This is a genomic window from Acinetobacter sp. YH12070 (assembly GCF_013419625.1).
Taxonomy (GTDB): Bacteria; Pseudomonadota; Gammaproteobacteria; order Pseudomonadales; family Moraxellaceae; genus Acinetobacter; species Acinetobacter amyesii.
This window is the reverse complement of record NZ_VOZT01000047.1, coordinates 1-25,802: the sequence shown is the minus strand read 5'-3', so window position 1 is coordinate 25,802 and position 25,802 is coordinate 1. Positions and strand designations below refer to the sequence as shown.

The window sequence follows — 25,802 nt, the reverse complement described above, 5'->3', positions numbered from 1 at the left end:
CTAGACAAAATGACACCAAATGAGTTTTACTATGATCAGCTACCCCAACAAAACAAGGTGGCTTAACTAGAGCGGAATATCACTTATAAATACGCTTTTAGTTGTTCAAACAAGTGGAACCACCTCTCTTTTAGAAAAATATCCACGTATAAAGTTCTATCTCCCTTTCGGGAGAAGGCCAAGATAAAATATTGTTTTATATTCAATTATGGTTTAAAGAAGATTTATGAAAGGTGCCTGACTATTCTTTATTTTGTCTCAGTATCTGTGCAAAAACCATCACTTTTTCTAAAGTCGCATTCATTCCCTTATTAAAAAAAGTATCGACAAGCGCTGAGCCAATGATAATAAGATCTACTTTATTGGCTAGTGCTTTAACATGGCTTTCATTTTTGATCCCAAAACCAATTGCAACAGGAATATTAAAAATCGGCTTAATTTCAGTCATCTTTTTCTCAAGATTAGATAAATTGAAGTCTCCTCCTGTTAATCCATTTTCTGCAACATGATATAAAAACCCTGTCGCGCGCGCTGAAATTTGCTCTAACCTTTCAACTGGGGTCGTCGGCGCGGTCATTGCAATTAAATGCATATTTTTTTCATTTAATTGCACCTCAAATTTTTCTCGATATCCATATGGAGCATCTAAAATCAATATTCCATCTATAAGATTTTCTGTTTCGGCGATAAGTGTCTCAAAACCATATTGCATAATCGGATTTAAATAAGTCATGAAAATTATTGGTGTCTGGTCATCATGCAGCCTGATTACTTTTACCAACTCAATGGTCTGTTTTACCGTTAGACCTGCATCTAAAGCCCGAAGATGCGCTGCCTGAATGATCTCTCCATCTGCTACTGGATCAGAAAATGGAATACCCACTTCAATAATGTCAGCCCCTGCTTGACCCAATTGGCTTAACAAACGACAACTTTCTGTAAAATTAGGATCTCCAGCAGTAAAATAACAGACCAGACCGCTTCGATTTTCCAGTTTCAATTGCTCTAATTTTTGATCTAGACGGTTCATGCTGTAGCTCCTGCAAGATATTTTTTGACCGTGTTTAAGTCTTTGTCACCTCTGCCACTTAAATTGACAATAATGATCTGTTCTGGCTGCATTTCTTGAGCAAGTTGAATCGCATACGCAATTGCATGAGAACTCTCAAGCGCAGGAATAATGCCCTCCTGTTGGCTTAAAAGCTGAAATGCATTTACGGCTTCTTGATCGGTTATAGTCGTATATGTAACACGTCCTGTTTCAAACAGAAAGCCATGTTCAGGGCCAATACCAGGATAATCTAAGCCAGCTGATATAGAGTGCCCCTCTAAAATCTGCCCATCTAAATCTTGTAATAAATAGGTTAAATTGCCATGTAGCACACCGACTTGACCTTTGCAAATAGAGGCGGCATGTTCACCAGTATGTGTTCCTTTTCCACCTGCCTCAACGCCAAACATTTTGACATTCAGGTCTTCTAGAAAGGGATGCATCAACCCTAATGCATTTGATCCACCACCAACGCAAGCAACCAAAGCATCCGGCAATTTATTTTCTTTGAGCAGTATTTGGTTTCTGGCTTCTAGACCAATAATTTTCTGAAATTCTCTGACCATCGTCGGATATGGGTGAGGGCCTGCGCCAGTACCCAACAGGTAATAGGTTGTATCCACATGACGAATCCAGTCACGTAATGCTTCGTTCATCGCATCTTTTAAAGTCCCACGACCTTTTTGAACACTTCTGACTTCAGCACCGAGTAATTTCATGCGTTCAACATTCATTTGTTGGCGCTGAATATCTGTTTCTCCCATAAAAATGGTACATTTCATCTTAAAAAGCGCGCAAATCGTTGCTGTAGCAACACCATGTTGTCCAGCACCCGTTTCTGCAATGATTCTGGTTTTCCCCATAAATTTGGCTAATAAGATTTGCCCAACACAATTATTGATCTTATGCGCACCCGTATGGTTCAAATCTTCCCGCTTGAGATAGATTCGAGCGCCGCCTGCATAAGCTGTTAGGTTTTTTGCATAAAAAAGAGGACTAGGACGACCAACAAAGTCCGTTAAAATCTGCTGATATTCAGCCCAAAATTCAGGTTTGTGCCGAACAGTATTAAAGGCTTGCTCTAATTCTTGAAGTGCTGGCATTAAGCTCTCTGGCATGTAACATCCGCCAAATTGACCAAAAAATCCCAAGTCATCAGGACCATTACCTGTATAAGGGGTTGTCATCTCATATCTCTTTTACTATCAAAACTTGTTCGATCTTAAAATATTTTCATTTTGATGATAATTGATATATTTTGAGCTGATGATGTTAGAAAATTTTACAACATGAAACGCAGAACATTACCTCCTCTTAATGCTTTAAAAGCTTTCGAAGCTGTCGCCAGAAATAAAAGTTTCAGCTTAGCTGCCGAAGAATTATGTGTCACCCATAGTGCGATTAGTCATCAAATAAAGCAGTTAGAAGAATGGTTAGATAAAAAATTGTTTATTCGACATTCCTCGACCATCTCTCTGACGGCGGACGCCGAAGAATTATCGCTCGTTTGTACGCAATTTTTTAATCGTTTAGAACAATGTGTCTTTGAGTTAACAAATAAAACATCAGAGGTAGAGGTGGTAATAGGCGCTTCTCATAGTTTTATGGCAAATTGGCTGATTCCCCGATTAGAAAAGCTCGAAGTCATTTATCCCAATATCCATATCAAATTAATGACATGTAATGAGTTAAAATTATTAGAAAAAGAGAAAGTTGACATATTGATCAATAGCATCAGTGAGAATCATCTACTTCCTAACTTTTTGAATAAATATCTGTTATTTCCCGATAACATGGGTCCTATTTGTAATCGTGAAATAAATCTTCTTCATTCCGTAAATGATCTTTTAAACTATCCATTACTTCATACCCACTCAAATAAAAGTGCATGGCATACATGGTTTGATCAGTTTCAAATAAGCTTTTGCCCAAAATCCAATGACCGTTATTTTGATAGTCTGAATTTAATGATAGAGGCTGCCGTGTCTGGGTTAGGAATTGCCATAGCACCTCAAATTCTAGTAGAAAAAGAAATGTTAAATGGAAAGATCATTGCCCCTTTTGGTTTTATCTATTGTGACTATAATTTTTATGCAATGGTCAGAAAAAATAACGAAAATCGTGATGTTATGAATATCATTGATTGGTTAATGGCCGAAGAAAAAAGTTAACCATTTAATCTTTGATTTGAAAAATTCTATTCAATTGCTTCATCTATAACGTCTATTTCACATTCTGTTCACGCTGTGCTGCCTAAGGTATAAACATACACTTCATACGGACACTGATGATGAGACTTGTAAAAACACTAACTGCTACAGCCTTATCCTTGCCGCTTCTGTTGTTAGCCGGATGTAAAAGTATTCCCAGTTATTCAGCCGATTACGCCCAATCCAGAAATGGTATTCAGGGGATAGCGCTGGATCAGGCTAAAGCTCAGGATATCGGCCTCCGCTTTACCTCAGCCTTTAATACCTTGGGCACACCTGAATTCGTTGAAAATGCTGGAGCACTGTATGCCGACCAGCTGTTTATTAACGATACGCTATCGCAATTTTCATCCCGTCAAAATCTACTCGAGCACTTTCAAGGCATGAACAAACGGGTCAGCAAGGTCAGCGTCAAGCTGTTAAACGCTTCATATCATCAGGACTCTGCCTATGTGCACTGGCATATGACCTATGATTTTAAAATGTTCGGCACGACCCGCAGTATGGACTCTTACGGTATCAGTGAAATCAAGATTAACGAAAACAACAAGATTATTTTCCAGCAGGATTTCTGGGACCCTGCGAATGGCCTGTACCGTTCCCTGCCTTATGTTGGAGGAGTCTACTCATGGCTACTGCCTTTCAAAAAATAGCGATCAGCACGGCGTTAGTGATGGGATGTAGCTTCAGTCCATGGGCCCAGGCACAAAGCCTGAATCATTGCGGCAATGGTCCGCTGATGGTGGGTCAAAAACAGGTCGGTATGGCCAGTTATTTTGCACAAAACTGTAGCCAGTCCTGGGAAAAACAAAATATACAGATGGACTTTTCCTATACACAAAATATTCCGGAATGGGCATTTAAGCGTGCGGCCACACATTTACTGAAACGTAATGTTAAAGACGCAAAAATACATGCTCTATTCAACCCAATCACTGATTTGTATCGTCCGGTCAGATCAGGCGACCTGTACCGTTTAAAATACAACCAGGCTACACAGACCCTGAGCTTATCTTTGAACCAGCAAAGTTTAGGGCAGCTTAAACATCCTCTGGCACAACAATATTTTAATATATGGCTGGGTCCCCAGCCATTTAGTGCTAAATTAAAACAGCAATTATTAAATTAGTATCTGCCGCTATGTCGAAACATTTTATCCTGATGGTTGAAGACCATTATGAACTGGCCTCTACCCTATGCGAGTTTCTGGAAGAACATGGCTTTGTGGTCGATCATGCCCGCAATCTGAGTGCTGCTAGACAATTACTGAAACAGCAACGCTACCATATCTTGCTACTAGACATTAATTTGCCTGATGGTTCTGGTTATGAATTGTGCGAGTGGTTACGCAATGAAGAGGGGTTGGACTTACCTGTCTTGATGCTTACCGCTCGGGATACCTTGGATGACAAACTTAAAGGCTTCAATTCCGGCACGGATGATTATCTGGTCAAGCCCTTTGACTTTAACGAGCTAGTGGTTCGGGTCAAGGCCCTGATCAAACGTTCCCTGGGTGAGGTATCTAGCAGTCGTCTGCAAATTCATGACCTAATTTTGGACCCAGCAACACAACAGCTAACTCGAGCTGGGCAGAACATTGAATTGCCTCCGATTCAGTTTAAACTTTTGAAGCTACTAATGCGACATTCTCCTAAAGTACTGACCAAACAGGAAATTATGATGCAGCTTTGGGGTGACGAAGAGCCAGAAAGTGATGCTCTGCGCAGTCATATCTATAATTTACGCAAAATGGTCGATAAACCCTTTGAACAAAAGCTGATTCACACCATATCTGGGATTGGTTTAAAGATTGCTTTCGAAGATGAAGCCTAATTTAGGTACACAACAACAATCAGTCCAGTGGTCATTGCTAGATCAACATTCTGATGAGTGTCAAGATAATATTGCCTGTCAAACAGCTCCACACGCCAACCTAGCTGTTTGCATAGCTTTTGCACCAATTGCAATCCAATACCATGCCCTTTGATTTCCAGTTGTAGCTGCTGACCAGACAGTTCCTGAACTTTAGAATTGTTAGGTAAAGGCATGCCGACTCCATTGTCAGCAATCAGTACTTTATTTTTTTGCAGAATCACATCAATTTCTGTGCCTTGTGAATAGTTCAGCGCATTACGCAGAATATTGCCAAACACCATTTTGGTCATGGATGGATAAAGTTTACGCGGCTGTTCATCGAGGTCTTTTTGCAGATCAATCTGCATGCCTTTGGTGTGGCTGACACTCTCCAGATCCTGCACAAGATTGTCCAGACATTCTGAAAGCATGGTCGGTTCAGCAGTTAAAGTGTTGGTGGTATTGCGGGCAATTGCCAGCAAGGTATCGACCAGCAGCTGCATGTCTTCAATGGTGTTATGCAGGCGGGTAAAGGACTTATTGTCGCCATAGCGGGCCTGACACAGCTGCACATTGCCTTTTAAAATGGTCAGTGGCGTGCGCAGTTCATGGCTGACATCTCCGGTAAATTCACGCTCACGCTGAATAAACTCGCTGAGCACCTGATGGTATTTTTCTAATGCCTGCTTCAGGTATTCCGCTTCCAGATTGGAGTCGGTACGGATGTCCTGAAAAGGCGAAGCCTGATTTTTCTGATGTTCCCAGTCGATATATTCCAGCGCATTGGCCAGACGGGTAATCGGGGAAAAATAGCGCCGGGCCCGACGGTTCCACCACCACAGCACACTATATAGCACAAACAGGCTGACCATCAGCGGTGCCAGACCAAACAGCCACACCAGCTTGTTGACGTTGCTTTCGCCAAACACCAGCAGCACATGCTGTCCGTCTTTTTCACCATACACAGTCATGCGCTCCTTGCCATCGACAAAATGCCGATTCACTCCTTGCTCAAGCTGCATAGTCTTAAATTGGGGTGGTGGCACAGTGTTCCAGCGGTAACCATACAGATTTTTGGTGTCGGGCAATTCTGCGGCAGGATTACGTTCTAATCGTTGCCAGTAGTGAGACATTTCCTGTTCTAGCGCCGTTCTGAGCAAAGAACCTTTAATTACCCAGGCACTGAAGCCAATCCCAATCACCACAGACAAGGCAATGAATCCGATTTGCAGCCAGTAATAGCGGTTAAACACCTCACCCAGAGGATGATCGTGTTTGTCCCTGAACAGCTTTAACATTGGTGCATTCCTCGCTGGCCCATCCGATTCGCCATTCAATTATACGGTTTTCTTTTTAAACAGAAAGTGACCGATCACCCACTCGCGTCCATGCTCATAACCGAACAGCTCGGCACAGGCCATAAAGAAAATCCGCCAGCGTTGCCACCAGATGGCGGCATCTGCACCATAGGTCTGTTCAAATAGGGGCTGTAACTCAGCCTGCTTTTGGTCCATATTCTCCAGCCAGGCATTTGCGGTGCGTTCATACTGCGTACCCGCCCATTGCCAGTGCTGTTCCAGCTGCAAATGCTGCTGAAAATGTAGGAAGGTTGAAGCTGCCGGCATCAGACCGCCACTAAAGAAATATTTCGACATCCAGTCAAATTCATTTTTGACTTCAAACGGATAATGCAGGAAACGGTGACAGAAAATATGGCACCAGAGCAGGCCATCCGCTTTCAGCCAGCTGCTGATATTTTCAAACAGTTTCTGGTAGTTGCGCACATGTTCAAACATTTCCACCGAAACCACGCGGTCAAAGGACGCGGGTTCCAGTTGCAGCACATTGACGTCGCAGGTGATCACCGTCAGGTTCTGCAGTTTTTTCAGACGCGCCTGTTCCTGAATATACAGGCGCTGGGTCGAGGAATTCGACACCACCTTGATACGGGCTTTGGGATAATGCTCGGCCATATACAGACTCAAAGATCCCCAGCCACAGCCAATTTCCAGAATATCCTGTCCATCTTTTAACTGTGCACGGTGGCAATAGCTGGCAAGTGCCGCTTCTTCCGCCTGATCCAGCGTGGTATGAGGATGTTCAAACAGGCTAGCGCTGTATTTCAGACGCTTGCCCAGCACCGCCTGGAAAAATGCGGTGGGCAGTTCATAGTGCTGTTCATTCGCCTTGTCGGTCTCGATGGCAATCTCGCTGTTTTTCAGCATGGTCAGCACATCCATATAGCGCCGAGCTGCCAGTGCCGGGTCAAAGCGTCCTTCTTGTGCCAGACGTTTTTTGCTTAGGCTGCGAATGCCCGCGCGAATCACCGAATCGGGCAGCTTGCCGCTTTCGACCAGTTTTAAAGATTGTTGAATCATAAAGTCCATGTATTTACCTACTGTTTGGGTGGCCACGGAATAAATATTGAAGTTCGTCGTTGATAGTCTTTATAGTTGTCACCACGGTGGGCGAGCGCCTGTTGTTCACTAAAGGGAATCCCGGTGATGTAGTACAGAAACAGCCACATCAGCAGCGGATAAATCCATAATCCATAGGCACCTGCTGCCAGACCAAGGACCGGATAGGCAAACCAGTGCAGCCATTCAAAGAAATAATTCGGATGGCGCGAATATTTCCACAAACCCTGATCCATGGTTTTACCTTGATTCTGTGGATTGAGCTTAAAACGGTAAAGTTGCTGGTCAGCGGTACTCTCACCGATCAGCGCCAGCAACATGATCATGCCCGCCACAATCAGCGTCACTGAGGTCCAGTCATTCCATTGCTGCACCGGAATGCTTAGCAGTTCCAGCATCGGATAGGAAAACAGCACCACCAGCCCGGCCTGAAACATAAAAAAGGCCAGAAAACCGAGATGCTGGTAATCGCCCATAGCCCGGCGCATATTGGCATAACGGGTATCTTCTACAGTTTCATTGGCATAACGGCGCAGCAGATGCCAGGTCAGGCGTAAAAACCAGATGCCACTCGCCACGCCCAGAAACATGCGCACCGGCAGCGGAGCCGTTTCCACGACCCAGGCCGCGATAATGACGTTGAGTGCAATACTGAAACTCCACGCTACATCGACCAGTCCGGCACGCTGGTTATAGGTCACCAGCAGCCAGCTACACAGCATAATGAAGACATTCAGCACCAGTAAATTCAGCAGCATGTCAGCCCTCCTGCTTTATCTTGGCTTAGTAGGCACTGGCTTCGAACAGCAGATGTACATCACTGATCACGCCTTCGCGGAAGCCACCTTCGCAATAACACAGATAAAAATCCCACATGCGGATAAAACGCTCATCAAAGCCAAGCCCAAGTACCTGATCATGCTGCTGCAAGAAACGCTGACGCCAACACTTCAGGGTTTGTGCATAGCTTTGACCAATATCTTCCAGATGTTTGAGACGAAGTTTTTGCTCAGAAGCCGTTTGCGTCATAACACTGATACATGGAATAAAACTACCGGGGAAAATATAACGCTTGATGTAATCCACCGTATTTAAAGCTTTAATATAGCGTGCATCTTCAATCGTAATCGCCTGTATCAAGGCCAGACCATTCGGCTTGAGGAGCTCGCGGCATTTTCGGAAATAAGTTGATAAATATTGCTCACCAACTGCTTCAATCATTTCAATGGACACCAATTTGTCGTATTTACCCTCGAGTAAACGGTAGTCCTGAAGCTGTACAGACACCCGATGAGACAGCCCTGCTTCAGCAACTCGGGCGAGTGCTTCATCGTACTGAGCTTTGGAAATGGTAATGGTAGTCACCCTACAGCCATAATGCTGAGCCGCATAAATGGCAAAACCGCCCCAGCCGCTGCCAATTTCAACCAAATGATCCATCGGTTTGAGTTGCAGTTTCTGGCAAATCAGTTCTTTTTTATAATCCGAAGCCTGTTCCAGGGTCATGCCTGGCTCTTTAAACACCGCACTGGAATACATCATGCTGGAATCTAGGAACAGCTTGAAAAAGTCATTGCTCAGGTCATAATGCTCGGCAATATTTTTGCGGCTGCCATCAATCGAATTCTTGCGCGATTTATACCAGACCTTTAACAGTAACTGGCTGGCTTTGGCCACTGCATTCTGATTCATCTGGTCCAGCACATCGCGGTTACGTGCCAAAATGCGGATCACATCGACCAGATCTTCACTGCTCCAGTAGCCACGGATAAAACCTTCGGCAGCACCCAGTACACCATTACGGAACAGCAGATCCATCAGACGAACATCATGCACCTGTATCACCGCCTGTAAATCGCTATTTTCCCCGACAGCCCCGTTCCAGACGCCTTTAAAAATCAGCTGACCATGGCGTAATTTCAGCAGGTGGCGCAGTACCACCGGCAGTGTGCTTTGCTCTCCCATGAATAGTGTCTTCATCGCAATGTGTTTCCTTTTTCTTTTTTAGGATGTCGGTAAAATGGAACTTTCTTTTTCCATAAACGAAAGGCGTGCAGATAAATTCCGCTGACCATCCTGAAGGGTTCAAGAACTTTCATTACAGCATAGCGATGCTGCTGTGAAGGAACCGTGATGGCCTGCAAGGAAAATTTCAGGGTGGCATCGAATTGCAAGATTCCCTGCTCAAACAGCTGCATATGAATCACGTTCTGCCGATCCGAAAAGCTGAAGCGCCAGCGATAATCCAGCCCCATCGGCATGAACGGCGACACATGAAAGGCCTTTTTAAAGTCAAACTGGTGACTCTGGTACGGCGCATGTTCGTCTGCATTGTTCCGGCAGTCGTGAATGTAGACCTGTCGTTCATTCCACGGTGTGTTGGTGATTTCACTCAGCACAAAGAGCAACTGGTCGGTGGCACCAAAGACCAGATAAAACACTACGGAATTGAAACGGAAACCCAGTGTGCGCGGCAAGGCCAGCACCCGGATGGAAGCGGCATGCGGTAACAGATAGTTTTCCCGCTTGATTAGCAGGCGTGCAACTTTCTGCCGGATTGAACCACATTCCATGCTCAGAAAATCGCGCTCATCCAGGGTCAGAAAATTCCAGCGGCTGGAAGACCAGAGCCAGGATTTACCGGTAAAGGTCGCGAGCTGATCCGGATCAAACCATAGATAGGTTAGCTGGGTCTCAAAAGCATGGGCTTTGGGCAAATAACGTCGGTGCCGGATTTCGGCAGAGGCAATCGCCAGTGGATACATCTGCATCATGTGCTCCTAGGCGGCCTGTTCGGCCTGTTTCAATAGCTGATCGACTACCCATGATGCGCTACGCGCCCCATCCTCATGAAAGCCCCAGCCCCAGTAAGCACCACAGTATGAAGTGCGGTTTTGGCCGTTGACCTCGACCCAGCGTTGCTGTGCTTCAATCGCCGGGGCATCAAACACTGGATGACGGTAATGTCGTTCTACCCAGACTTTTTTCGGATTCAGGGCAAAATTAGGATTCAGGGTGGCAAAGACTTGGGTTTTGCAGTTCAGGTTCTGCAACTGGTTCATCCAGTAGCTAAAGCCATAATGTGTGCCACTGTGCTGGAATGGCGTCTGTTCAGTGGCCTGAGTCGGCGTGACGTGTACATGCCAGCTGGCCCACTGGCGACGGGATTTGGGCATGATAGAGGTATCGGAATGTACCACCATGCGGTTATCCTGATAGCGGAACTTGCCGAGCACATCCAGTTCCTGTGCAGAAGGGTCTTTCAGTAACTTCAGGCTATCGTCAGCATGGCTGGCAAATACGACCCAATCAAAACGTTCGCTGCCCTGTGTTGTTTCAACCAGTACATCATTGGCGCTGCGAGACACCTGATGCACAGCAGTTTTACGGAAGGTGATATTGCACTGGGCTTGAATGGCACGAACGTAGCGAGCTGATCCACCCTTGACCGTCAGCCATAAAGGACGGTCTTTGAGCTGCAACATGCGATGATGCTGGAAAAAGCTCACCACAAATTTATAGGGAATCTGTCCGGCCTGTTCCACCGGACAGGACCACAGCGCTCCACACATCGGATAGAGATGTTCATGACGGAAGGCATCGCTATAACCATGGTGATTTAAATACTCATCAATACTTAGCTGTGCATCGACCTGTCCCACATCCAGATCTTTATTGGCCGCATAGAAACGGAACAGATCCGACAACATCGCGCGAAAATCTGCATTAAAAAAGTTTTGAGGTCGGAACAATAACGAGAATTTTTTTGAAGGATTGTACTGTAAGCCACTGACCTGATTATTCACCGAAAAGCCCATGTCACTGCTTTGCGATTGAATCCCAAGTTCTTTTAGCATGGCGCAGAACAGCGGATAGTTATGCTCGTTAAACACAATAAAGCCACTGTCCACCGCAACCTGTTCACCATCGATATTCAGCTGATGGGTATCGGTATGACCACCAAAGTAGTTATTCTTTTCAAAGACTGTGACTTCATGCGCTTTGCTGAGTTTCCAGGCAGCGTACAGACCGGAAATACCTGAACCAATAATTGCAATTTTCATGGCGATTCCTTTGAATGAATAGTCGGAGTGCCGGTCTTGGCAGCTTTTTTCTGTTTTCGAGCCCGGGCAATTTTACTGACATCATAGACCCGTGGCGGAATCGGCTTGAGTCCCCAGACCAGCCCGAACAAAGACATGAGTTTCAGCAGGTAATAGGTCACATCAATCTGCCACCAGTAAAAACCCTGCCGTGTACTGCCGGCATAATAATGGTGATTGTTGTGCCAGCCTTCGCCCAAGGTAATGATTGACAAGAATAAGTTGTTGCGGCTGTGATCTTCAGTGTCAAAATCCCGGCTGCCATAATGATGCGCCAATGAGTTAATACACAAAGTGGCATGGAGCAGCAACACAGTGGATACCACAAACCCCCAGACCAGCAATTGCAGGCCGGAGGTACCGAGTTGCGGCCAGGTCATAGCCAGCCACTCCCCTAGCGCATAAATCCCGCCCGCGGTCAGCACCACCACAATTAAACTGAAACGGTCCAGCCAGATCAGTTCCGGATATTTCAGCCAATCTCTAATGACTTCTTTACGCGTGGCAAAGTTATATTCGTTTAAAAACCAGCCAACGTGGCTGTACCAAAAACCATGCGTCGAGGAATGCGGGTCTTTCAAGGTATCAGTATAGCGATGGTGATAGCGGTGATGCGCTGCCCACCAGAGCGGACCACGCTGCGCACTCATGGTGCCAATCAGCACAAACAGAAACTGTACTGGACGCGAAGTCTGAAAAGTTTTATGTGACAGATAGCGATGAAAAAAGGCCGTAATGGAAAACATGCGGATTAGGTAGAATGCGACCATGAAACCCAGTGCAAACCACGATACCCCCACCCAGAATACTGCCAGACAGGCCAGATGCAGTAGAATAAAGGGTAAAATTCTGAACCACTGAATTTTACTATTTTCAGCGGTCAGCGTTTCAGGCGATGTGTGTATGGACCAGCTGTCTATCCATCGCATCAGGCTTTTCAACATGGACTCATCCTACTTTTAAGCGGTTGTCTTTATTCTATTTGATGAGTCTAATCAGTCAGATATGAATTTTATGTGAAGTGAAATAAAAAAAAGCCGAACTGTAGAGAGACTAATGAGTTCGGCAAAAGGGTAACAGATTAATGCGGCAATTTGATCAGTTTTGTGATGTCATAACCATAATATTTTGCTGTATCCAGATAGGACTGATAAGTGGCTTGATCCAGTTGCGGTTCACGTGACAAAATCCATAGGTATTTGGTACTCGGTCCACCGACCAGCGCCACTTTATATTCCGGGTCTACTCGTAATACCCAGTAATGCCCTTTGGTAAACGGAATCCATCTTAAACCTGGCGGCAAAAAGCTGACTTTCAGTTTGCTGTTGCCCTGATTTTGCGGATAGGCCACCCCTTCAGAGCTTATCATTTCACCATTTTCAATCCGGCAGCTATTTAAGACGTCCATGGTCTGATCGGCATTGACAGTGTATTGTGCCGAGATATCCGAGACACATTTACGCTGAAAATACATCGGTAAATGCGCAATTTCATACCATTTACCCGCATACTGCCGGATATTCACCTGATCGACTGCCTGAGGGGCAACCGTTTCAGCTCGAGCAGTAAAGCTTAAGCTGATGATGGCCAGCGCTGTAACTGCAAAAACCGACTTGAATAGCATCTTCATTTTTAAGCCTTGTTGTATTTGAGACTTAAGATAACCCAGGTTGGTGTGAACAAAGCGTGAAGATTAAATGCAGAATGAAGGTAGGAGAAATTTCAATCTTACAGCCTGAGAAAATGGGGAAAATCATTTCTTCTTGGATCCCCTTTTAAAGCGGTAAATTGGTTTTTTAGATTCAATGTAGCAATATTGTCGATAGTATTATTTAAAAAAGCCAACTAGATCAACATATTAATTCCTGAACTAATCATCCTTTATAAGGCAATTAAATATACATATAAAAAAACTTGATTAATTTTATTTTTAAGGTATAGTTAACTCAACTAGAAAAAAGTCTTGTTTCATTAAATCTCTCTTAAGTATCGTCGTTTTATTCATAATTCTTCGTTTTTTTCAGATTTTAAGTTTCATTCTTTATTATTTTCAAAGTTATATGCAGTCAATAAAATGACTAAAAATTATTAAAAAATCAGTAGGATTTATTATGTCAAACTCAAATGTTGTTAAAGGTACCGTTAAGTGGTTCAATGAAACTAAAGGTTTTGGTTTTATTCAACAAGAATCAGGTCCAGATGTTTTTGCGCACTTTAGTGAAATTGCTAACTCAGGTTTTAAAACATTATTCGAAGGCCAACAGGTTGAATTTAGTATTGCTCAAGGTCAAAAAGGACCGAATGCGGTCAATATTGTTGCTATATAAGCACTAAAATACGAGTTTAAAAAGCACTACTCAGTGCTTTTTTAATTTTAAAGAAAAAGTTGTTGTTCCATATTGGAAAAAATCATAAAAACAGGATATAAATTGTTAAAAGTTAATGAATTAATAGCAAAATCTAAAAATGGTACTGAAATTATCGTTTCTTTAATTCCCTTAAATAAAATGCAGAATACACGTCAAGGTTTTAAAGAAATTGAAGTGGGGAAAAGAGTTCTGCTGGAATCTGGAATTGAGGTAGATTTAAATTTAGATGGTCGTACATTTTATACGTCTTTAAATCAATTATTTAAGCTAAATCAAAAAGTTATTTAAAAAATAATATATTGCTTAATTAATTGAATAGCCGCTCCATAATCTTGTTAAAGGTAAAATAATGTTTAAACAAAATCTAAATGTAAAAGACCAATTCGGTATCAAATATTCTATTCAGGCCACGGTTGAGCGCAATTTTAGTGCTAGCCAGTCTTGTTCCCATGTCAAATATATTACTGTGGATAGTGAAGATATTCGGCCCAGCTTTGAAATGTTTTTCCAAAGTACTTCTAGCGGAAAAATTTTCAAGATTATTTAAGTCGATGAACTACTCACAGCTAAAACAAAGCCGATAATATAAAAATATTTATATCTTATAGCTTTATATTATTTATAACCAATATAATAATTTTAAATTTCTAGTGGCTTAACTCGCCCTTAAAAGAGCGAGAATGCGCACTATATTTGTTTAAAATTTCAAAGCCATTCTTTGCTGTCATCGGCAACAGGTGTGCCATGCATCACATGCTGAATCATGGCATAGGCGATACTGCCCTTGAACGGAGTTTCAGGTAACTGATCAAACTTAAAAAACTGCGCATCGCTGAGTTCATTTTCCTGAATCTTGATCTCGCCTGCATGATATTCTGCCCTGAAGGCCATCATCAGATTGCTGGGAAACGGCCACGGCTGGCTGGCCAGATATTGAATGTTTTTGATCTGCAGCCCCACTTCTTCCATCGTCTCACGGCGTACCGCCTCCTCTAGAGTTTCGCCCACTTCGACAAATCCGGCAATCAGGCTGTACATCTGGGTTTTGTTACGAGCATTTTTTGCCAGCAGAATTTCATCTGTACCTCGGGTAATGATAGTGATCACACAAGGATTCACACGCGGATACTGGTTATAACCACAGGATGGGCAGACCATAGCATAGTGACTGACGTGCTGCTGGGTCGGGTGGCCACATTTACTGCAAAAGCGGTGATTACGGCGCCACTCTAGCAACTGCACAGCGCGACTGGCTTGTTCAAACTGTGGCCTGCTCCAGACCTGCACCAATTGCCGGATCGGGACTAGTTGATAGCCTTCAGGTACTAATTCATTTTCTTTTAGATCCCGTGCAATAACCTGGCCATTTTCCGACAGATCCAAGTCGTGCTGCAGTCTTGCTACCAGCGGCAACTGAAAATGCTCATCCACCATTAATTGCTGCTGTCTAAAAATATACGCTTTTGAATGCATGCTCATGACATCCACTGATTAAAAAAAATCCCATACATTGGGGTGTATGGGACAAAACTAAGGAAGCTTACATAGAGTAACTTCTCTTTAGATACTAAGCGCACGCTGCCTGAATTACAACCATAATAATTTGTATCTTTTTGATTAAAATCACATAATTTTCACAACATTTATGTATTCAGGAATAATGCGAAGCGAGTTTCATTAACTGGCTCTAACATTATAGAGATGGACACTCTGTTATTGTAGCAATCATGATTCCTTTGCAATGTCACCAGATCATCTGGTCGGGCTGAATTAACTGAACATGCGGACTGATCTGTATTTTCACAAAAAATTGAACTGGCTGGCTATAGACTAGGCTATCTTTGATCGGGTCTGGAAAGGCTATGCGTTTCGGTTTAATTCTGGGTGACCAACTTCATCATCAGCTTGCTACGCTTAAAGCGCTAGACCGTACCCGGGATGTGATCCTGATGGCCGAAGTGGTTGAGGAAGCGACTTATGTCGCCCATCATCCGCAGAAAATTGCCCTGATTTTTAGCGCGATGCGGCATTTTGCCAAAGAGCTCAAAGCGAAAGGCTGGCGTGTACGTTACCATGCCTTTCAGTCCAGCAGTCCGATTCGTAGCCTGCTGGATTTCGTACAGGCACAGCAACTGCTCTTCCCCGTCACAGAATTGGTAATGACCCGATGCGGGGAATACCGCCTGCAGCAGCAGATTGAACAGCACTGGAGCCAGCAGCTGCAACTGCCGGTACAATGTCTGGATGACGATCGTTTTTTCTGTAGCCCGGAACAGTTCCGGTACTGGGCCAGCCGTTACCAGACGTTGCGCATGGAATATTTTTACCGGGAAATGCGTAAACAGACCGGTTATTTGATGCAGAGACAGCAGCCACTTGGACAACAGTGGAACTATGACAGCGCCAATCGCAAGGCATGGTCAGGCACTCCACCATTGCCTCCAACACTTCATTTTGAACGCGATCAGATTGATCTGGATGTAATGCAACTGGTTGAGCGCGAGTTTCCACTTCACGCTGGCAGCCTTGACAACTTCCGCTGGGCCACCACACGTAGCAATGCTCTGCTTGCACTGGAGCATTTCATTACCCACAGTTTGCCGCATTTTGGAGATTATCAGGATGCCATGGTTCAGGGTGCAGACATGCTGTTTCACAGCCTGCTCTCGCCTTATCTAAATTGTGGTCTGTTACTGCCCAAAGAAGTTTGTGATGCGGCAGAAGCTGCCTACCATGAAGGTCATGCACCACTGAATGCAGTGGAAGGTTTTATCAGGCAGATCCTCGGCTGGCGCGAATATGTCCGCGGAGTTTACTGGCTGTACATGCCTGAGTATGCCAGCCGCAATGCGCTGCAGTACTCAACCCCTTTGCCACAATTTTACTGGACTGGCCGCACTCAGATGAAGTGCATGGCTGAGTGTTTCCGTAATACTTTTCAGCATGCGTATGCACATCATATTCAGCGTTTGATGGTGACTGGAAATTTTGCCTTATTAACTGGTATAGATCCGAAGCAGATCAGTGAGTGGTATCTAGCAGTATATGCCGACGCCTATGAATGGGTAGAACTACCGAACACCTTGGGCATGGTGATGCATGCCGATGGCGGCTTGATGGCCAGCAAACCCTATGGGGCTTCGGGCAATTATATCCATAAGATGTCGGATTACTGCAAGCACTGTAGCTACAATGTCAAAACCCGTACCGAACCGGACAGCTGTCCTTTCAACAGCCTGTACTGGTATTTCATGATCCGGCATGAAGCGACATTCCGTACTCATCCACGTATGGGCATGATCTATCGTCAGCTGGACAAACTGAAAGATCGGCAGAAGATTATCATCCATGCCCAGCAGCTTCTTAGCCGGATTGATGAGTTATAAACCATGAAAAAACAGCATCTTCCTGAAAAAATCTGCATCCACTGCTTGCGTCCTTTTACTTGGCGCAAAAAATGGCAACGCTGCTGGGAGGAAGTCAGATACTGTTCTGAACGATGTAAACTTGAGTCCAGACAGAGGTCAAAATCAAACGCTTAGAAACGCTTGTATTGCCGTGAACAATAGGCACGTATCACGTCGGGTGAACGCAGTTGCAGATGTTTGGTTTTTCGGCCGGTGACGCGTTCACGCCACATTTTAAAACTCGATGCTTTCATATTTTGCCGCATCAAGCGGATCACCGCCGCTTCATTTAAACCATACTCACATAAAATAGCTTCAAAAGGAGTTCGATCTTCCCAAGCCATTTCTATAATTCTGGAAACGTCTTCTTCAGAAAATTGATTCATACTATTCTCGTTTTTAATCAAATAATAGTAAAAGCTAATTTTTGGCCTTTAAGCCTCATCACATCCTTTGTACAACTTGAATCTATTCTGATTCGGTGAAGAGTATAAAAATATGGGCATGAATTTTTTGTGATTCTTTCTAACGTTTACTAATTATAAGCAATTAAAAGGGCTAGTTTTACCAGCCCTTTAGATTATCAATTACCTCGGTAGGTCGAGTATCCATAAGGGCTTAATAATAAGGGAATGTGGTAGTGACTGACACTGCCATCAACTTTGAAAATAACGGGGACTTCTGGGAAAAAAGTGCTCTGATTATTCTTTTTGAACCAGTCACCAGTTTTGAACGTGACCTTATAAATCCCTTGCGCTAACGGCTGATTTTCAGGAAAAAGTGCTGTAATACGACCATTCGACCCTGTAACTTGCTGATTCAGCTGCACCCATTTATTGCCAGAACTCTTTTCGAGCACTACTTCAACATCAGCAGAAGGTAAGCCATTTTCTAGATTTAACACATGCACACTTAATGGGTTATTTTGTGCAAACGTCATTGATGTTAATAACAGTGTTGAGAGTGGTAAAAACTTCTTAAACATAATGGAATCCTTAACGATTAAAACTATACTGAATGGCTGCCTCAGCACAATACTGATCATTTTTGGCGCCTCCTGCACCCGCAACCCCAATTGCACCGACCACCTGATTTTCATAACGCACTGGTAAACCACCTCCTAACAACAGCAAATTAGATAAAGTGGTTAAATTTTTTGCATCACTGTTTTCATGAGCATTTTGACTTAACAGCAAGGTCGCTGTTTTGGTCGATAAAGCGGTATAAGCTTTCTTTTCGGCTGCGCCCAAATTATGGGGGCCGACATTTTCATGCCTACTCGCCATCAAGGTATTTCCTCCCCGATCAACCACGACCACAGCAATATTGTGCTGTATTTTTTGACAAGCAGCCACTGCGGCATCAACAAGGATGTGTGCAGCGTTGGAATCGAGTGAATAAACTTGATTCAATTGAATGGTTTGTGCAAAAGTACTGCTACTCATCAGCATTACTGTTAAAACAAACCCTTTGAGGTTGTTCATCATGATTGCCCCGAATTAAGTTTTACAAAATCTTATACAACCTGAATGATTTGAAGCATGACAATCACATTACAAAGTTGTCATCTTCAAAATGAGTCTGAGCAAAATGTGTATTCTAATTATCGAAGATGAAGTGAAGATCGCCTCATATCTCGTGAAGGGCTTAAATGAATCTGGCTATGCCGCTGAATGTGTTCATTCAGGGCTCGAAGGCTTGGAAAAACTAAAAATACAACCTTATACCTTGGTCATATTAGATGTGATGCTGCCCGATATTGATGGCTGGGCAGTCTTAAAAGTATTGCGTCAATTTTCCCATATACCCGTGATTTTTCTCACTGCCAAAGACCAGATTATTGATAGAGTCAAAGGTCTGGAACTAGGTGCCGATGACTATCTGGCCAAACCTTTTTCTTATATTGAATTACTTGCGCGCATTAAAAGCTTACTGAGACGGCAACAGTATGTTCAGGAAAACGAGCTATGGATGGGCAACTTAAAAATGGACTTAATCCATCATAAAGTTTGGCGACATGAGCAGTTAATTGAACTCAGTAAAAAAGAATTTAATTTATTGCACTTTATGCTGCGGCACCCAAATGAAATTATTACGCGTAGGCAAATTGCTTCCGAAGTTTGGCATATCAATTTTGATACCGATACGAATTTTATTGATGTCGCGGTACGACGCTTACGCAGTAAAATTGACGAGGAGCATGAGATAAAATTAATTCATACTGTCCGTGGCTTGGGCTATAAAATTTCGGTTGAAGCATAATGTTCAAGCCCATTCGCTCTTTAGAACTCCGATTAACGCTCTTGGTTACAGGGTGTGCTGCAATGGTCTTGTGCGCTGTAGCATTTATGACCTATCTGGGTATCAACCAGATTTTAATTGCTCAGCAAGATCGGGCTTTGGTTGAACGAATTGAGCGACTGGAAATTTTGCTGCAAGACAGTAGTAATATTGAACAGATTATCGCTCGCCCGAAGCTGTATCAAAACATGTTGGGAAATCAGGATAATTTGTTTTTATTGATTCAGGGCAATCAGATTCTCATCAACATCAATCCTCTTGGCATTCCTCTGCCTGAATTTACCCATCAGCCACAGATTCAATTCCGAGATTTATCAGCTCATACTTACCCCACCCGTATTGCTTGGAAAACCATTCAAATCAATCAGCAGCCCTATATGTTAATTGCAGGCAAACAGTGGTCTGAACGTTTAGCCATCATCTCGCCTTTTCAAAAACGTCTTTTCATTTATGTATTTACAGGCATCTTAGCCATTTTCATACTCTGTGCCATTGCTAGCCGTCTGGGATTGAACGCATTAAGAACTCTGCGAGAACAAACCCATGCCATTAATATTCAGCAACTTGAGCAGCGACTCAATCTGGTTCATCCCCCTCAAGAGATTGAACAACTAGCATCCGATATCAACGCCATGCTTGACCGTATTGAAATGGGATATAGCCAACTGAATCGCTTCTCTGAAGACATTGCCCATGAATTTAGAACCCCATTGAATAATTTAATCGGGCAAACCGAAATTTTACTCATGAATGAACGTAGTCCCGCACAGTATCAGGAACTCTTGATTTCCAACTTGGAGGACTATCAACGTTTAAAACGAATGATTGACAGCATGTTATTTCTCGCCCGCGCAGATGCACACAAAGTTTGCTTAAACAAACAGAAGATTCAACTTCAATCATTTATAGAAAATATATTCAGTATTTTCGAGTATCAAGCTGAAGAACAACACTGCAATTTTGTTTTAAGGCTTGAAGCGACTGAGCTATCGGCAGATCCTGAACTGTTACAACAAGCGCTGTATAATCTAATATTAAATGCGCTCATTCACGGCAGCAATTACCGAACTATTTATGTGCTTAGCCACAGAAAGAACATTAATAATATGCAGATGATTACATTATCTGTGATCACCAGTGGTTTGGAAGTTGCTCCTGAGCATTTGCCTCATCTCTTTGAGCGTTTTTATCAGTGCAGTTCCAGCAGACAAAGCCCTCATCAAACGGGTGGTTTAGGCCTATCGATTGTGGCATCCATTTTAACGCTTCATCAGGGAATGTATCAGGCAGTCAATAGCGCAGAAGGCATCTGCTTTGAACTGCTGTTCCCAGAAGAGTAACCCACATTCGCACTCATTTCATCTCGTGTTTGGAATCACTCTGAATTCTCCCATCCACCAGATTAATGGTTCTATCACAGGTTGCCGACAATCTAGGATCATGAGTCACCAAAAGGACTGCACAGTCATGTTCGCGATGTACTTTACGAAATAATTCAAACATTTCCGCAGCAGTTTGAGTATCCAGATTACCTGTCGGCTCATCGGCCAACAATAGCGCAGGCTGAGTAATCAGTGCACGTGCAATCGCCACACGCTGCTGCTGCCCCCCAGAAAGCTCATTCGGTTTACGGTCAGCGAACTTATCTAAGCCAACGGCGGTCAATAATTCATGGGCATATTGCAACGCAAATTGATCTGGCTTGCCTTGCTTCAGCATTAATGGCATGAGTACATTATTTAAGGCAGTAAAGGCCTGTATAAGATGATGGAACTGAAACACAAAACCTATACTATTGCCACGTAACGCTGTCCGAGCCGTATCATCCATACTGCTTGTCGCCTGACCCAACAAGTACAACTCACCACGACTAGGCTGATCTAATAAGCCAAGAATATTCAGTAAAGTACTTTTGCCTGAACCAGAAGGACCAATTAATGCAGCAAAGTCATTACGTTGAATACACAGATCAATCCCATGTAATACCTCCACTTCATTAGGTTGCCCAACATTGTAGGACTTTCGTAATGCTTCTAAACGCAGTACTTCCTGAGATGGATCAAACATGACGAATTGCCTCCACAGGATCGAGTGCAGCCGCCCGACGGGATGGTATTGCAGCAGCCAAAACCCCTGTCAAAGTCGCTAAGAATAATGCCGACAAGATAAGCTTGATTGAAATCGAAATATAAAACAAACCAGGACCAAACTGATTAAATCCCCAGATCAAACCATAACTGACTACACTACCAAGCATCGAACCAAGCAGACCAAAAATTGCTCCCTGAAACAAGAAAACTCTTAAAATTTGTGCTTGTGTCGCCCCCGTCGCACGTAAAATACCGATTTCCCGAGTTCGTTGCACCACACTCACCGACATCACACTGGCAATGCCAAAAGCGACTGAAATCCCTACAAAAACAATAATCATGTTTGTAGAAAGACTTTGAGCGGTAATCGCATTCATTAATTGAGCATTGGTTTCAATCCAGCTTTCTGCTTTTAATCCTGTCAGGCGTCCAACTTGTGAGGCAACTTGATCCGCCTGAAAAATATCTTGGATCGTCAGATCAATCACGGTGACCCCACCCGGCAAATTAAGTAAAGATTGCGCCTGTTTCAAATCCAGATAGACATAGCGCGCATCCAATTCACGCACACCCAATTCAAATATTCCAGAGATGTTCACAACTGCATTTTTCTGTTGCCCGGTATCTAATCTTAATTTGCTCCCAACTTGCACACCCAAATCTTTGGCTAATTGACGCCCAATTAATACATTATCCGCACTGACCTGTAATTCACCACTCACCATATATTGCTTCAACGGAATAATCTGTTGATAACGTTCAAGGTTGATACCAACCAATGCAATAGATTGAATCGCATCTCCGCGCTGTACAAATGCAGGACCTGAGACCACAGGAGAAACCGCAGTCAACACCGGTAAATGATCTAAAGTCCCAGTAATCTGCTGCCAATTATTAATAGAACGTAAGCGTTGTGCACGCTTATCTTCTTGTAACAACTGAAGTGTTCCTGCTGCTGGTGGCACAATACGATTCACCTCATCTGGTGAGAGCAAACGAATATGCGCCTGTGTCCCTAAAGTTCTTTCTACAATATTCGATTGTAAACCCTGAATTAAGGCGCTAATGAACACAATGACGGCTACCCCCACCGCGACGCCAATGGTAATCATCATCGACTGTGTGCGACCCTCTCGCAAAAAACTGATTGCGATGGTCCACTCGGTCCAAAGTCGCCTAAAAAAGTTTTTCAATCGAATTTCACCGGTAATTCATTTTTGCTATTTTTCTGATCCGTTTGACTCTGGAAAACAGGTTTAGTTTTCTCTATTCGGACACGAGTTCCATCTTTAAGCACTGATTCTGCATCGGTAAGGACGTGATCACCTTCTTTCAATCCAGCTACAACTTCCGACATGACCAAACCACGTAAACCCAGTGTGATGGGATGACGTTGAATTTTTCTATCTCTTACTAAAATAACCATAGCCTTGTTTCCACTTATACTGCTTAAAGCATCATTTGGAATGACCAGGGTTCGCTCGCGCTTGTTGGTTTCAACATTTACCGATACCGTCATGTCTTGACGCAAAAAATCAGGGACTGGATCAACTGTTAATCGAACGTCTATTGTGCCACGTTGAGCATCAATACTTGGGGCAATAAAATTAATATGGGCAGGAAAAGGTTGATCTGGATAGGCATCCGTAATCACTGATGCTTTTTGTTGTAAAGCCAGCAGTGGTAAATTTCGTTCATCAAATTGCACTCGTATTTCAGTCGCACCATCCAGTGCAATAGTGAAGAGAGTCTGACTCGGTTGTACCAGATCCCCTGGCTCAACATTACGCGTTAAAATAATACCCGAAACTTCTGCACGAATTTTGGTCTTGGCAAGTTGCGCTTGAAGTGCAGCGAGTCGTTCGCGTAATTTTGTCTCTTCAACTTTATTTGGGGCAAGTGAAGCAACTTTTAATCGAGCTGATTCCAAATTATTACGGGCGAGTTTTTCTGCCTCTATCGATTTCTCCCTTTCCTCTGCTGATAATATTCCTAATTCGGTATTTCGTCTGCGTACCGCCTCTCTTTGAGCCTGTTCTAATTTCACTTTGGCATTCGCTAAATCGAATTCTGCTTGCGGACGTCTAGTGGTTGCGAGTTCCTTTAATTCAGCTTCTGCCTGCCGCACCTGCGCTGAAATTTCATCAGATTTCAGTACTAAAAGAACATCCCCTCGAGAGACCCGATCTCCCTCTTGAACCAAGCGCTCAAGAACAACCCCTGTAATTTCACTACCAATCTGAGTCCGAGATACTTTCTCTACCCGTCCTGAAGCAACAACTGTCTGAATCAATGGACTAGATACGACTTCATAACTAGGTAACAATGGTCCTTGCCACCAGCGATATATAGCAAAACTGACGAGCAAAACCAGTAGTATGATCATGATCCAAGGCTTATAACGGGTAACAAGCAATTCCATTCTCCAAGCCAGATTAAAGAAAAGTTTTTGAATTGAATAATTAATGTCTAGTTAAATATATATGAAAATTTAGTTACAACACAGCAAATTAAAAAAGCACACCATTTTTATTAAATTATTTTCTCTTACTGTTATAGTTTTTTCATAATTTTGATTAAAAAAACAAACAAAAAATAAACCTATATTTCTATATATTTCATAATTTTATATAAAATAATAACACGTTTTAGACTTTAACATTCCAGCTATCAATAACGTAATACATAGCCATATTTAGTAAAGTAGCTGTGATGGCGTCAATTGAACTCAACTCCCAAGCTATTGATTTAGTGAACCATAAAGCCAATAGCATTTTTCCTGTACCCATTTTTTACCCAAATTAGATTTAGTGCATTGAATCACAAAATTTATTTTGTTCAAATCCATTAACAGGATTTGAAATGGTGTCCCGATTTTAACACGTACGCATTCAATATTAAAAGATATGTTATAACATTACTTTTTTATATTTGTTTTTTTCATGTATCATTCAAGAGTACAACTTCAGGGTGAAAGTTATGTTTGACAATATAGATGCCTTAAAAACAAAATTAGATCAGCATCGTCCTCTTTCTCCTGCAATTGTAAAAAATCTACAAGAAGATCTTATTGTTCGCTGGACATATCATTCAAATGCAATTGAAGGCAATACACTGACATTGCTAGAAACAAAAGTGGTTTTGGAAGGCATTACCGTTGGTGGAAAAGCATTACGAGAACATTTCGAGGCAATTAACCATAGAAATGCGATCTATTATGTTGAAGATATTATTCGTAAAGAAGAACCTTTTTCTGAATGGCCGATTCGTAATATCCATCAACTCATTCTAAAAAATATCGATGATGACAATGCAGGACGTTATCGCCAACAAAACGTGTTGATTTCAGGTGCTACGACTAACCCACCCGACTATACACTGTTGAATGATAAAATGGCTCAGCTTGTCGATTGGTACAATACTGAGGCACATAAGCTACATCCTATTGAACGTGCAGCTAAAGTACATGCAGACTTTGTAGGCATTCATCCATTTATTGATGGGAATGGTCGTACATCACGCTTATTGATGAATCTCGAATTACTTAAAGCTGGATATCCGCCTTGTGTGATTACAGTAGAAAATCGTTTGGCTTACTATGAAGCTTTAGATCAATGGATGGCTTATGGTAAAACTGAAGCATTTATCCAATTAGTTTCTGAGGCTGTGCTTGATGGATTTAAACCATATCAAGTTGTATTGGGGATTTAAATTTATTCTGATCCTAGACAGTATCATGGACAATCGATCCCTCTAAATTCTTAAAATAATTCTGTTCAAAAGCTTCAGGGCTTAACCAGCCATTTGCAGAATGCCGTCTAATTCGATTGGGCTTTGTTGCACAAAGCTGTTCTTAAGGGCTTCTTCGGCAATCTCTGTACACGACAAATTTCACAGAACCCTTATCCTATCAGGATTCTGCTTTCTTAAAATTGCCAAAATTTCCTTAAACTCTTCTTTTTTCCCAAAACCAATTAAACGCTGAATCGCCATTTGAACA

General features: G+C 42.9%; 29 protein-coding genes. 12 read left to right on the top strand and 17 right to left on the bottom strand.

Annotation, left to right across the window (positions count from 1 at the left end):
• Nucleotides 1–241 precede the first annotated feature (241 nt).
• Both trpA and trpB read right to left on the bottom strand, forming a co-directional pair.
• A complete protein-coding gene (trpA, locus tag FTU17_RS13225) occupies nucleotides 242–1,030 on the bottom strand; it encodes a tryptophan synthase subunit alpha (RefSeq protein WP_180088373.1) in 789 nt (262 codons plus the stop codon).
• Nucleotides 1,027–2,238, bottom strand: a complete 1,212-nt coding sequence (gene trpB, locus FTU17_RS13220) for a tryptophan synthase subunit beta (RefSeq protein ID WP_180135671.1) — start codon at nucleotides 2,236–2,238, stop codon at nucleotides 1,027–1,029. The genes trpA and trpB overlap by 4 nt, the downstream gene beginning before the upstream one ends.
• Nucleotides 2,239–2,340: 102 nt before the next feature.
• Here trpB and FTU17_RS13215 point away from each other — a divergent pair, with 102 nt between their 5' ends.
• From FTU17_RS13215 to FTU17_RS13200, 4 genes are all read left to right on the top strand, one after another.
• Entirely contained in the window at nucleotides 2,341–3,222 is an 882-nt protein-coding gene (locus FTU17_RS13215) for a LysR family transcriptional regulator (protein ID WP_180124503.1), read from the top strand.
• A gap of 119 nt (nucleotides 3,223–3,341) precedes the next feature.
• A complete protein-coding gene (locus FTU17_RS13210) occupies nucleotides 3,342–3,914 on the top strand; it encodes a nuclear transport factor 2 family protein (protein ID WP_180011955.1) in 573 nt (190 codons plus the stop codon).
• Nucleotides 3,890–4,390 (top strand): chalcone isomerase family protein, encoded by a 501-nt coding sequence (locus FTU17_RS13205; RefSeq protein ID WP_180124502.1) that lies wholly within the window; start codon nucleotides 3,890–3,892, stop codon nucleotides 4,388–4,390. The genes FTU17_RS13210 and FTU17_RS13205 overlap by 25 nt, the downstream gene beginning before the upstream one ends.
• Before the next feature lie 11 nt (nucleotides 4,391–4,401).
• On the top strand, nucleotides 4,402–5,094 hold the full coding sequence (locus tag FTU17_RS13200) for a response regulator transcription factor (protein ID WP_005177281.1): 693 nt from the start codon (nucleotides 4,402–4,404) through the stop codon (nucleotides 5,092–5,094).
• Here FTU17_RS13200 and FTU17_RS13195 read toward each other — a convergent pair.
• The 8 genes from FTU17_RS13195 to FTU17_RS13160 form a co-directional block, all read right to left on the bottom strand.
• Complete coding sequence (locus FTU17_RS13195) at nucleotides 5,091–6,413, bottom strand: sensor histidine kinase (RefSeq protein ID WP_373684071.1); 1,323 nt, start codon at nucleotides 6,411–6,413, stop codon at nucleotides 5,091–5,093. The genes FTU17_RS13200 and FTU17_RS13195 overlap by 4 nt on opposite strands.
• 39 nt (nucleotides 6,414–6,452) lie before the next feature.
• Nucleotides 6,453–7,502 carry a cyclopropane-fatty-acyl-phospholipid synthase family protein gene (locus tag FTU17_RS13190; protein WP_180135670.1) on the bottom strand — a complete coding sequence of 350 codons (1,050 nt, stop codon included), beginning with the start codon at nucleotides 7,500–7,502 and terminating at the stop codon, nucleotides 6,453–6,455.
• 8 nt (nucleotides 7,503–7,510) lie between these two features.
• Nucleotides 7,511–8,290 carry a DUF1295 domain-containing protein gene (locus FTU17_RS13185; RefSeq protein WP_180135669.1) on the bottom strand — a complete coding sequence of 260 codons (780 nt, stop codon included), beginning with the start codon at nucleotides 8,288–8,290 and terminating at the stop codon, nucleotides 7,511–7,513.
• Nucleotides 8,291–8,315: 25 nt separating this feature from the next.
• On the bottom strand, nucleotides 8,316–9,512 hold the full coding sequence (locus tag FTU17_RS13180; RefSeq protein WP_179995330.1) for a cyclopropane-fatty-acyl-phospholipid synthase family protein: 1,197 nt from the start codon (nucleotides 9,510–9,512) through the stop codon (nucleotides 8,316–8,318).
• A complete protein-coding gene (locus tag FTU17_RS13175) occupies nucleotides 9,509–10,303 on the bottom strand; it encodes a DUF1365 domain-containing protein (protein WP_180025613.1) in 795 nt (264 codons plus the stop codon). Before FTU17_RS13175 ends, FTU17_RS13180 begins: the two co-directional genes overlap by 4 nt.
• A 9-nt stretch (nucleotides 10,304–10,312) precedes the next feature.
• On the bottom strand, nucleotides 10,313–11,596 hold the full coding sequence (locus FTU17_RS13170; protein WP_180135668.1) for an NAD(P)/FAD-dependent oxidoreductase: 1,284 nt from the start codon (nucleotides 11,594–11,596) through the stop codon (nucleotides 10,313–10,315).
• Entirely contained in the window at nucleotides 11,593–12,579 is a 987-nt protein-coding gene (locus FTU17_RS13165; protein WP_180135667.1) for an acyl-CoA desaturase, read from the bottom strand. Before FTU17_RS13165 ends, FTU17_RS13170 begins: the two co-directional genes overlap by 4 nt.
• Before the next feature lie 137 nt (nucleotides 12,580–12,716).
• On the bottom strand, nucleotides 12,717–13,265 hold the full coding sequence (locus FTU17_RS13160; RefSeq protein WP_180106920.1) for a lipocalin family protein: 549 nt from the start codon (nucleotides 13,263–13,265) through the stop codon (nucleotides 12,717–12,719).
• A 481-nt stretch (nucleotides 13,266–13,746) separates the two neighbouring features.
• On the opposite strand from FTU17_RS13160, the gene FTU17_RS13155 reads away from it, so the two are divergent.
• The 3 genes from FTU17_RS13155 (at nucleotide 13,747) to FTU17_RS13145 (ending at nucleotide 14,551) form a co-directional block, all read left to right on the top strand.
• Nucleotides 13,747–13,962: a cold-shock protein gene (locus tag FTU17_RS13155; protein ID WP_004799092.1), complete on the top strand. Its 216-nt coding sequence runs from the start codon at nucleotides 13,747–13,749 to the stop codon at nucleotides 13,960–13,962.
• 102 nt (nucleotides 13,963–14,064) lie between these two features.
• Nucleotides 14,065–14,292, top strand: a complete 228-nt coding sequence (locus tag FTU17_RS13150; RefSeq protein ID WP_004761266.1) for a hypothetical protein — start codon at nucleotides 14,065–14,067, stop codon at nucleotides 14,290–14,292.
• Between the two features lie 61 nt (nucleotides 14,293–14,353).
• Entirely contained in the window at nucleotides 14,354–14,551 is a 198-nt protein-coding gene (locus tag FTU17_RS13145; RefSeq protein ID WP_130132566.1) for a hypothetical protein, read from the top strand.
• A 158-nt stretch (nucleotides 14,552–14,709) separates the two neighbouring features.
• On the opposite strand, the gene nudC is transcribed toward FTU17_RS13145, so the two are convergent.
• The gene (gene nudC / locus FTU17_RS13140) at nucleotides 14,710–15,483 is read right to left on the bottom strand and encodes an NAD(+) diphosphatase (protein ID WP_180135666.1); all 774 of its coding nucleotides are present in this window, start codon (nucleotides 15,481–15,483) and stop codon (nucleotides 14,710–14,712) included.
• Between the two features lie 383 nt (nucleotides 15,484–15,866).
• On the opposite strand from nudC, the gene FTU17_RS13135 reads away from it, so the two are divergent.
• Entirely contained in the window at nucleotides 15,867–17,390 is a 1,524-nt protein-coding gene (locus FTU17_RS13135; protein ID WP_180135665.1) for a cryptochrome/photolyase family protein, read from the top strand.
• A gap of 3 nt (nucleotides 17,391–17,393) precedes the next feature.
• On the top strand, nucleotides 17,394–17,546 hold the full coding sequence (locus tag FTU17_RS13130) for a DUF2256 domain-containing protein (protein WP_180135664.1): 153 nt from the start codon (nucleotides 17,394–17,396) through the stop codon (nucleotides 17,544–17,546).
• On the opposite strand, the gene FTU17_RS13125 is transcribed toward FTU17_RS13130, so the two are convergent.
• The 3 genes from FTU17_RS13125 to FTU17_RS13115 form a co-directional block, all read right to left on the bottom strand.
• Entirely contained in the window at nucleotides 17,543–17,797 is a 255-nt protein-coding gene (locus FTU17_RS13125; protein WP_130132672.1) for a TIGR03643 family protein, read from the bottom strand. The genes FTU17_RS13130 and FTU17_RS13125 overlap by 4 nt on opposite strands.
• Nucleotides 17,798–17,994: 197 nt before the next feature.
• Nucleotides 17,995–18,396, bottom strand: coding sequence for a hydroxyisourate hydrolase (gene uraH / locus FTU17_RS13120; protein WP_168378003.1), 402 nt, complete (start codon nucleotides 18,394–18,396; stop codon nucleotides 17,995–17,997).
• Nucleotides 18,397–18,406: 10 nt separating this feature from the next.
• Entirely contained in the window at nucleotides 18,407–18,895 is a 489-nt protein-coding gene (locus tag FTU17_RS13115) for a heme-binding protein (protein WP_180027295.1), read from the bottom strand.
• A gap of 106 nt (nucleotides 18,896–19,001) precedes the next feature.
• Between FTU17_RS13115 and FTU17_RS13110 the strand changes: the two genes are divergently transcribed.
• Both FTU17_RS13110 and FTU17_RS13105 read left to right on the top strand, forming a co-directional pair.
• Complete coding sequence (locus FTU17_RS13110; protein WP_168378005.1) at nucleotides 19,002–19,673, top strand: heavy metal response regulator transcription factor; 672 nt, start codon at nucleotides 19,002–19,004, stop codon at nucleotides 19,671–19,673.
• Nucleotides 19,670–21,052 (top strand): heavy metal sensor histidine kinase, encoded by a 1,383-nt coding sequence (locus FTU17_RS13105; RefSeq protein ID WP_180135672.1) that lies wholly within the window; start codon nucleotides 19,670–19,672, stop codon nucleotides 21,050–21,052. The genes FTU17_RS13110 and FTU17_RS13105 overlap by 4 nt, the downstream gene beginning before the upstream one ends.
• Before the next feature lie 13 nt (nucleotides 21,053–21,065).
• Here the strand turns inward: FTU17_RS13105 and FTU17_RS13100 are convergent, their stop codons facing one another.
• The 3 genes from FTU17_RS13100 to FTU17_RS13090 are packed head-to-tail and all read right to left on the bottom strand — an operon-like array spanning nucleotide 21,066 to nucleotide 24,218.
• Nucleotides 21,066–21,779 carry an ABC transporter ATP-binding protein gene (locus FTU17_RS13100; RefSeq protein WP_180022959.1) on the bottom strand — a complete coding sequence of 238 codons (714 nt, stop codon included), beginning with the start codon at nucleotides 21,777–21,779 and terminating at the stop codon, nucleotides 21,066–21,068.
• Entirely contained in the window at nucleotides 21,772–22,995 is a 1,224-nt protein-coding gene (locus FTU17_RS13095) for an ABC transporter permease (protein WP_180124497.1), read from the bottom strand. The genes FTU17_RS13100 and FTU17_RS13095 overlap by 8 nt, the downstream gene beginning before the upstream one ends.
• On the bottom strand, nucleotides 22,992–24,218 hold the full coding sequence (locus FTU17_RS13090; RefSeq protein ID WP_180124506.1) for an efflux RND transporter periplasmic adaptor subunit: 1,227 nt from the start codon (nucleotides 24,216–24,218) through the stop codon (nucleotides 22,992–22,994). The genes FTU17_RS13095 and FTU17_RS13090 overlap by 4 nt, the downstream gene beginning before the upstream one ends.
• A gap of 563 nt (nucleotides 24,219–24,781) precedes the next feature.
• Between FTU17_RS13090 and FTU17_RS13085 the strand changes: the two genes are divergently transcribed.
• The gene (locus FTU17_RS13085) at nucleotides 24,782–25,513 is read left to right on the top strand and encodes a Fic family protein (RefSeq protein ID WP_180135663.1); all 732 of its coding nucleotides are present in this window, start codon (nucleotides 24,782–24,784) and stop codon (nucleotides 25,511–25,513) included.
• Nucleotides 25,514–25,802 lie beyond the last annotated feature (289 nt).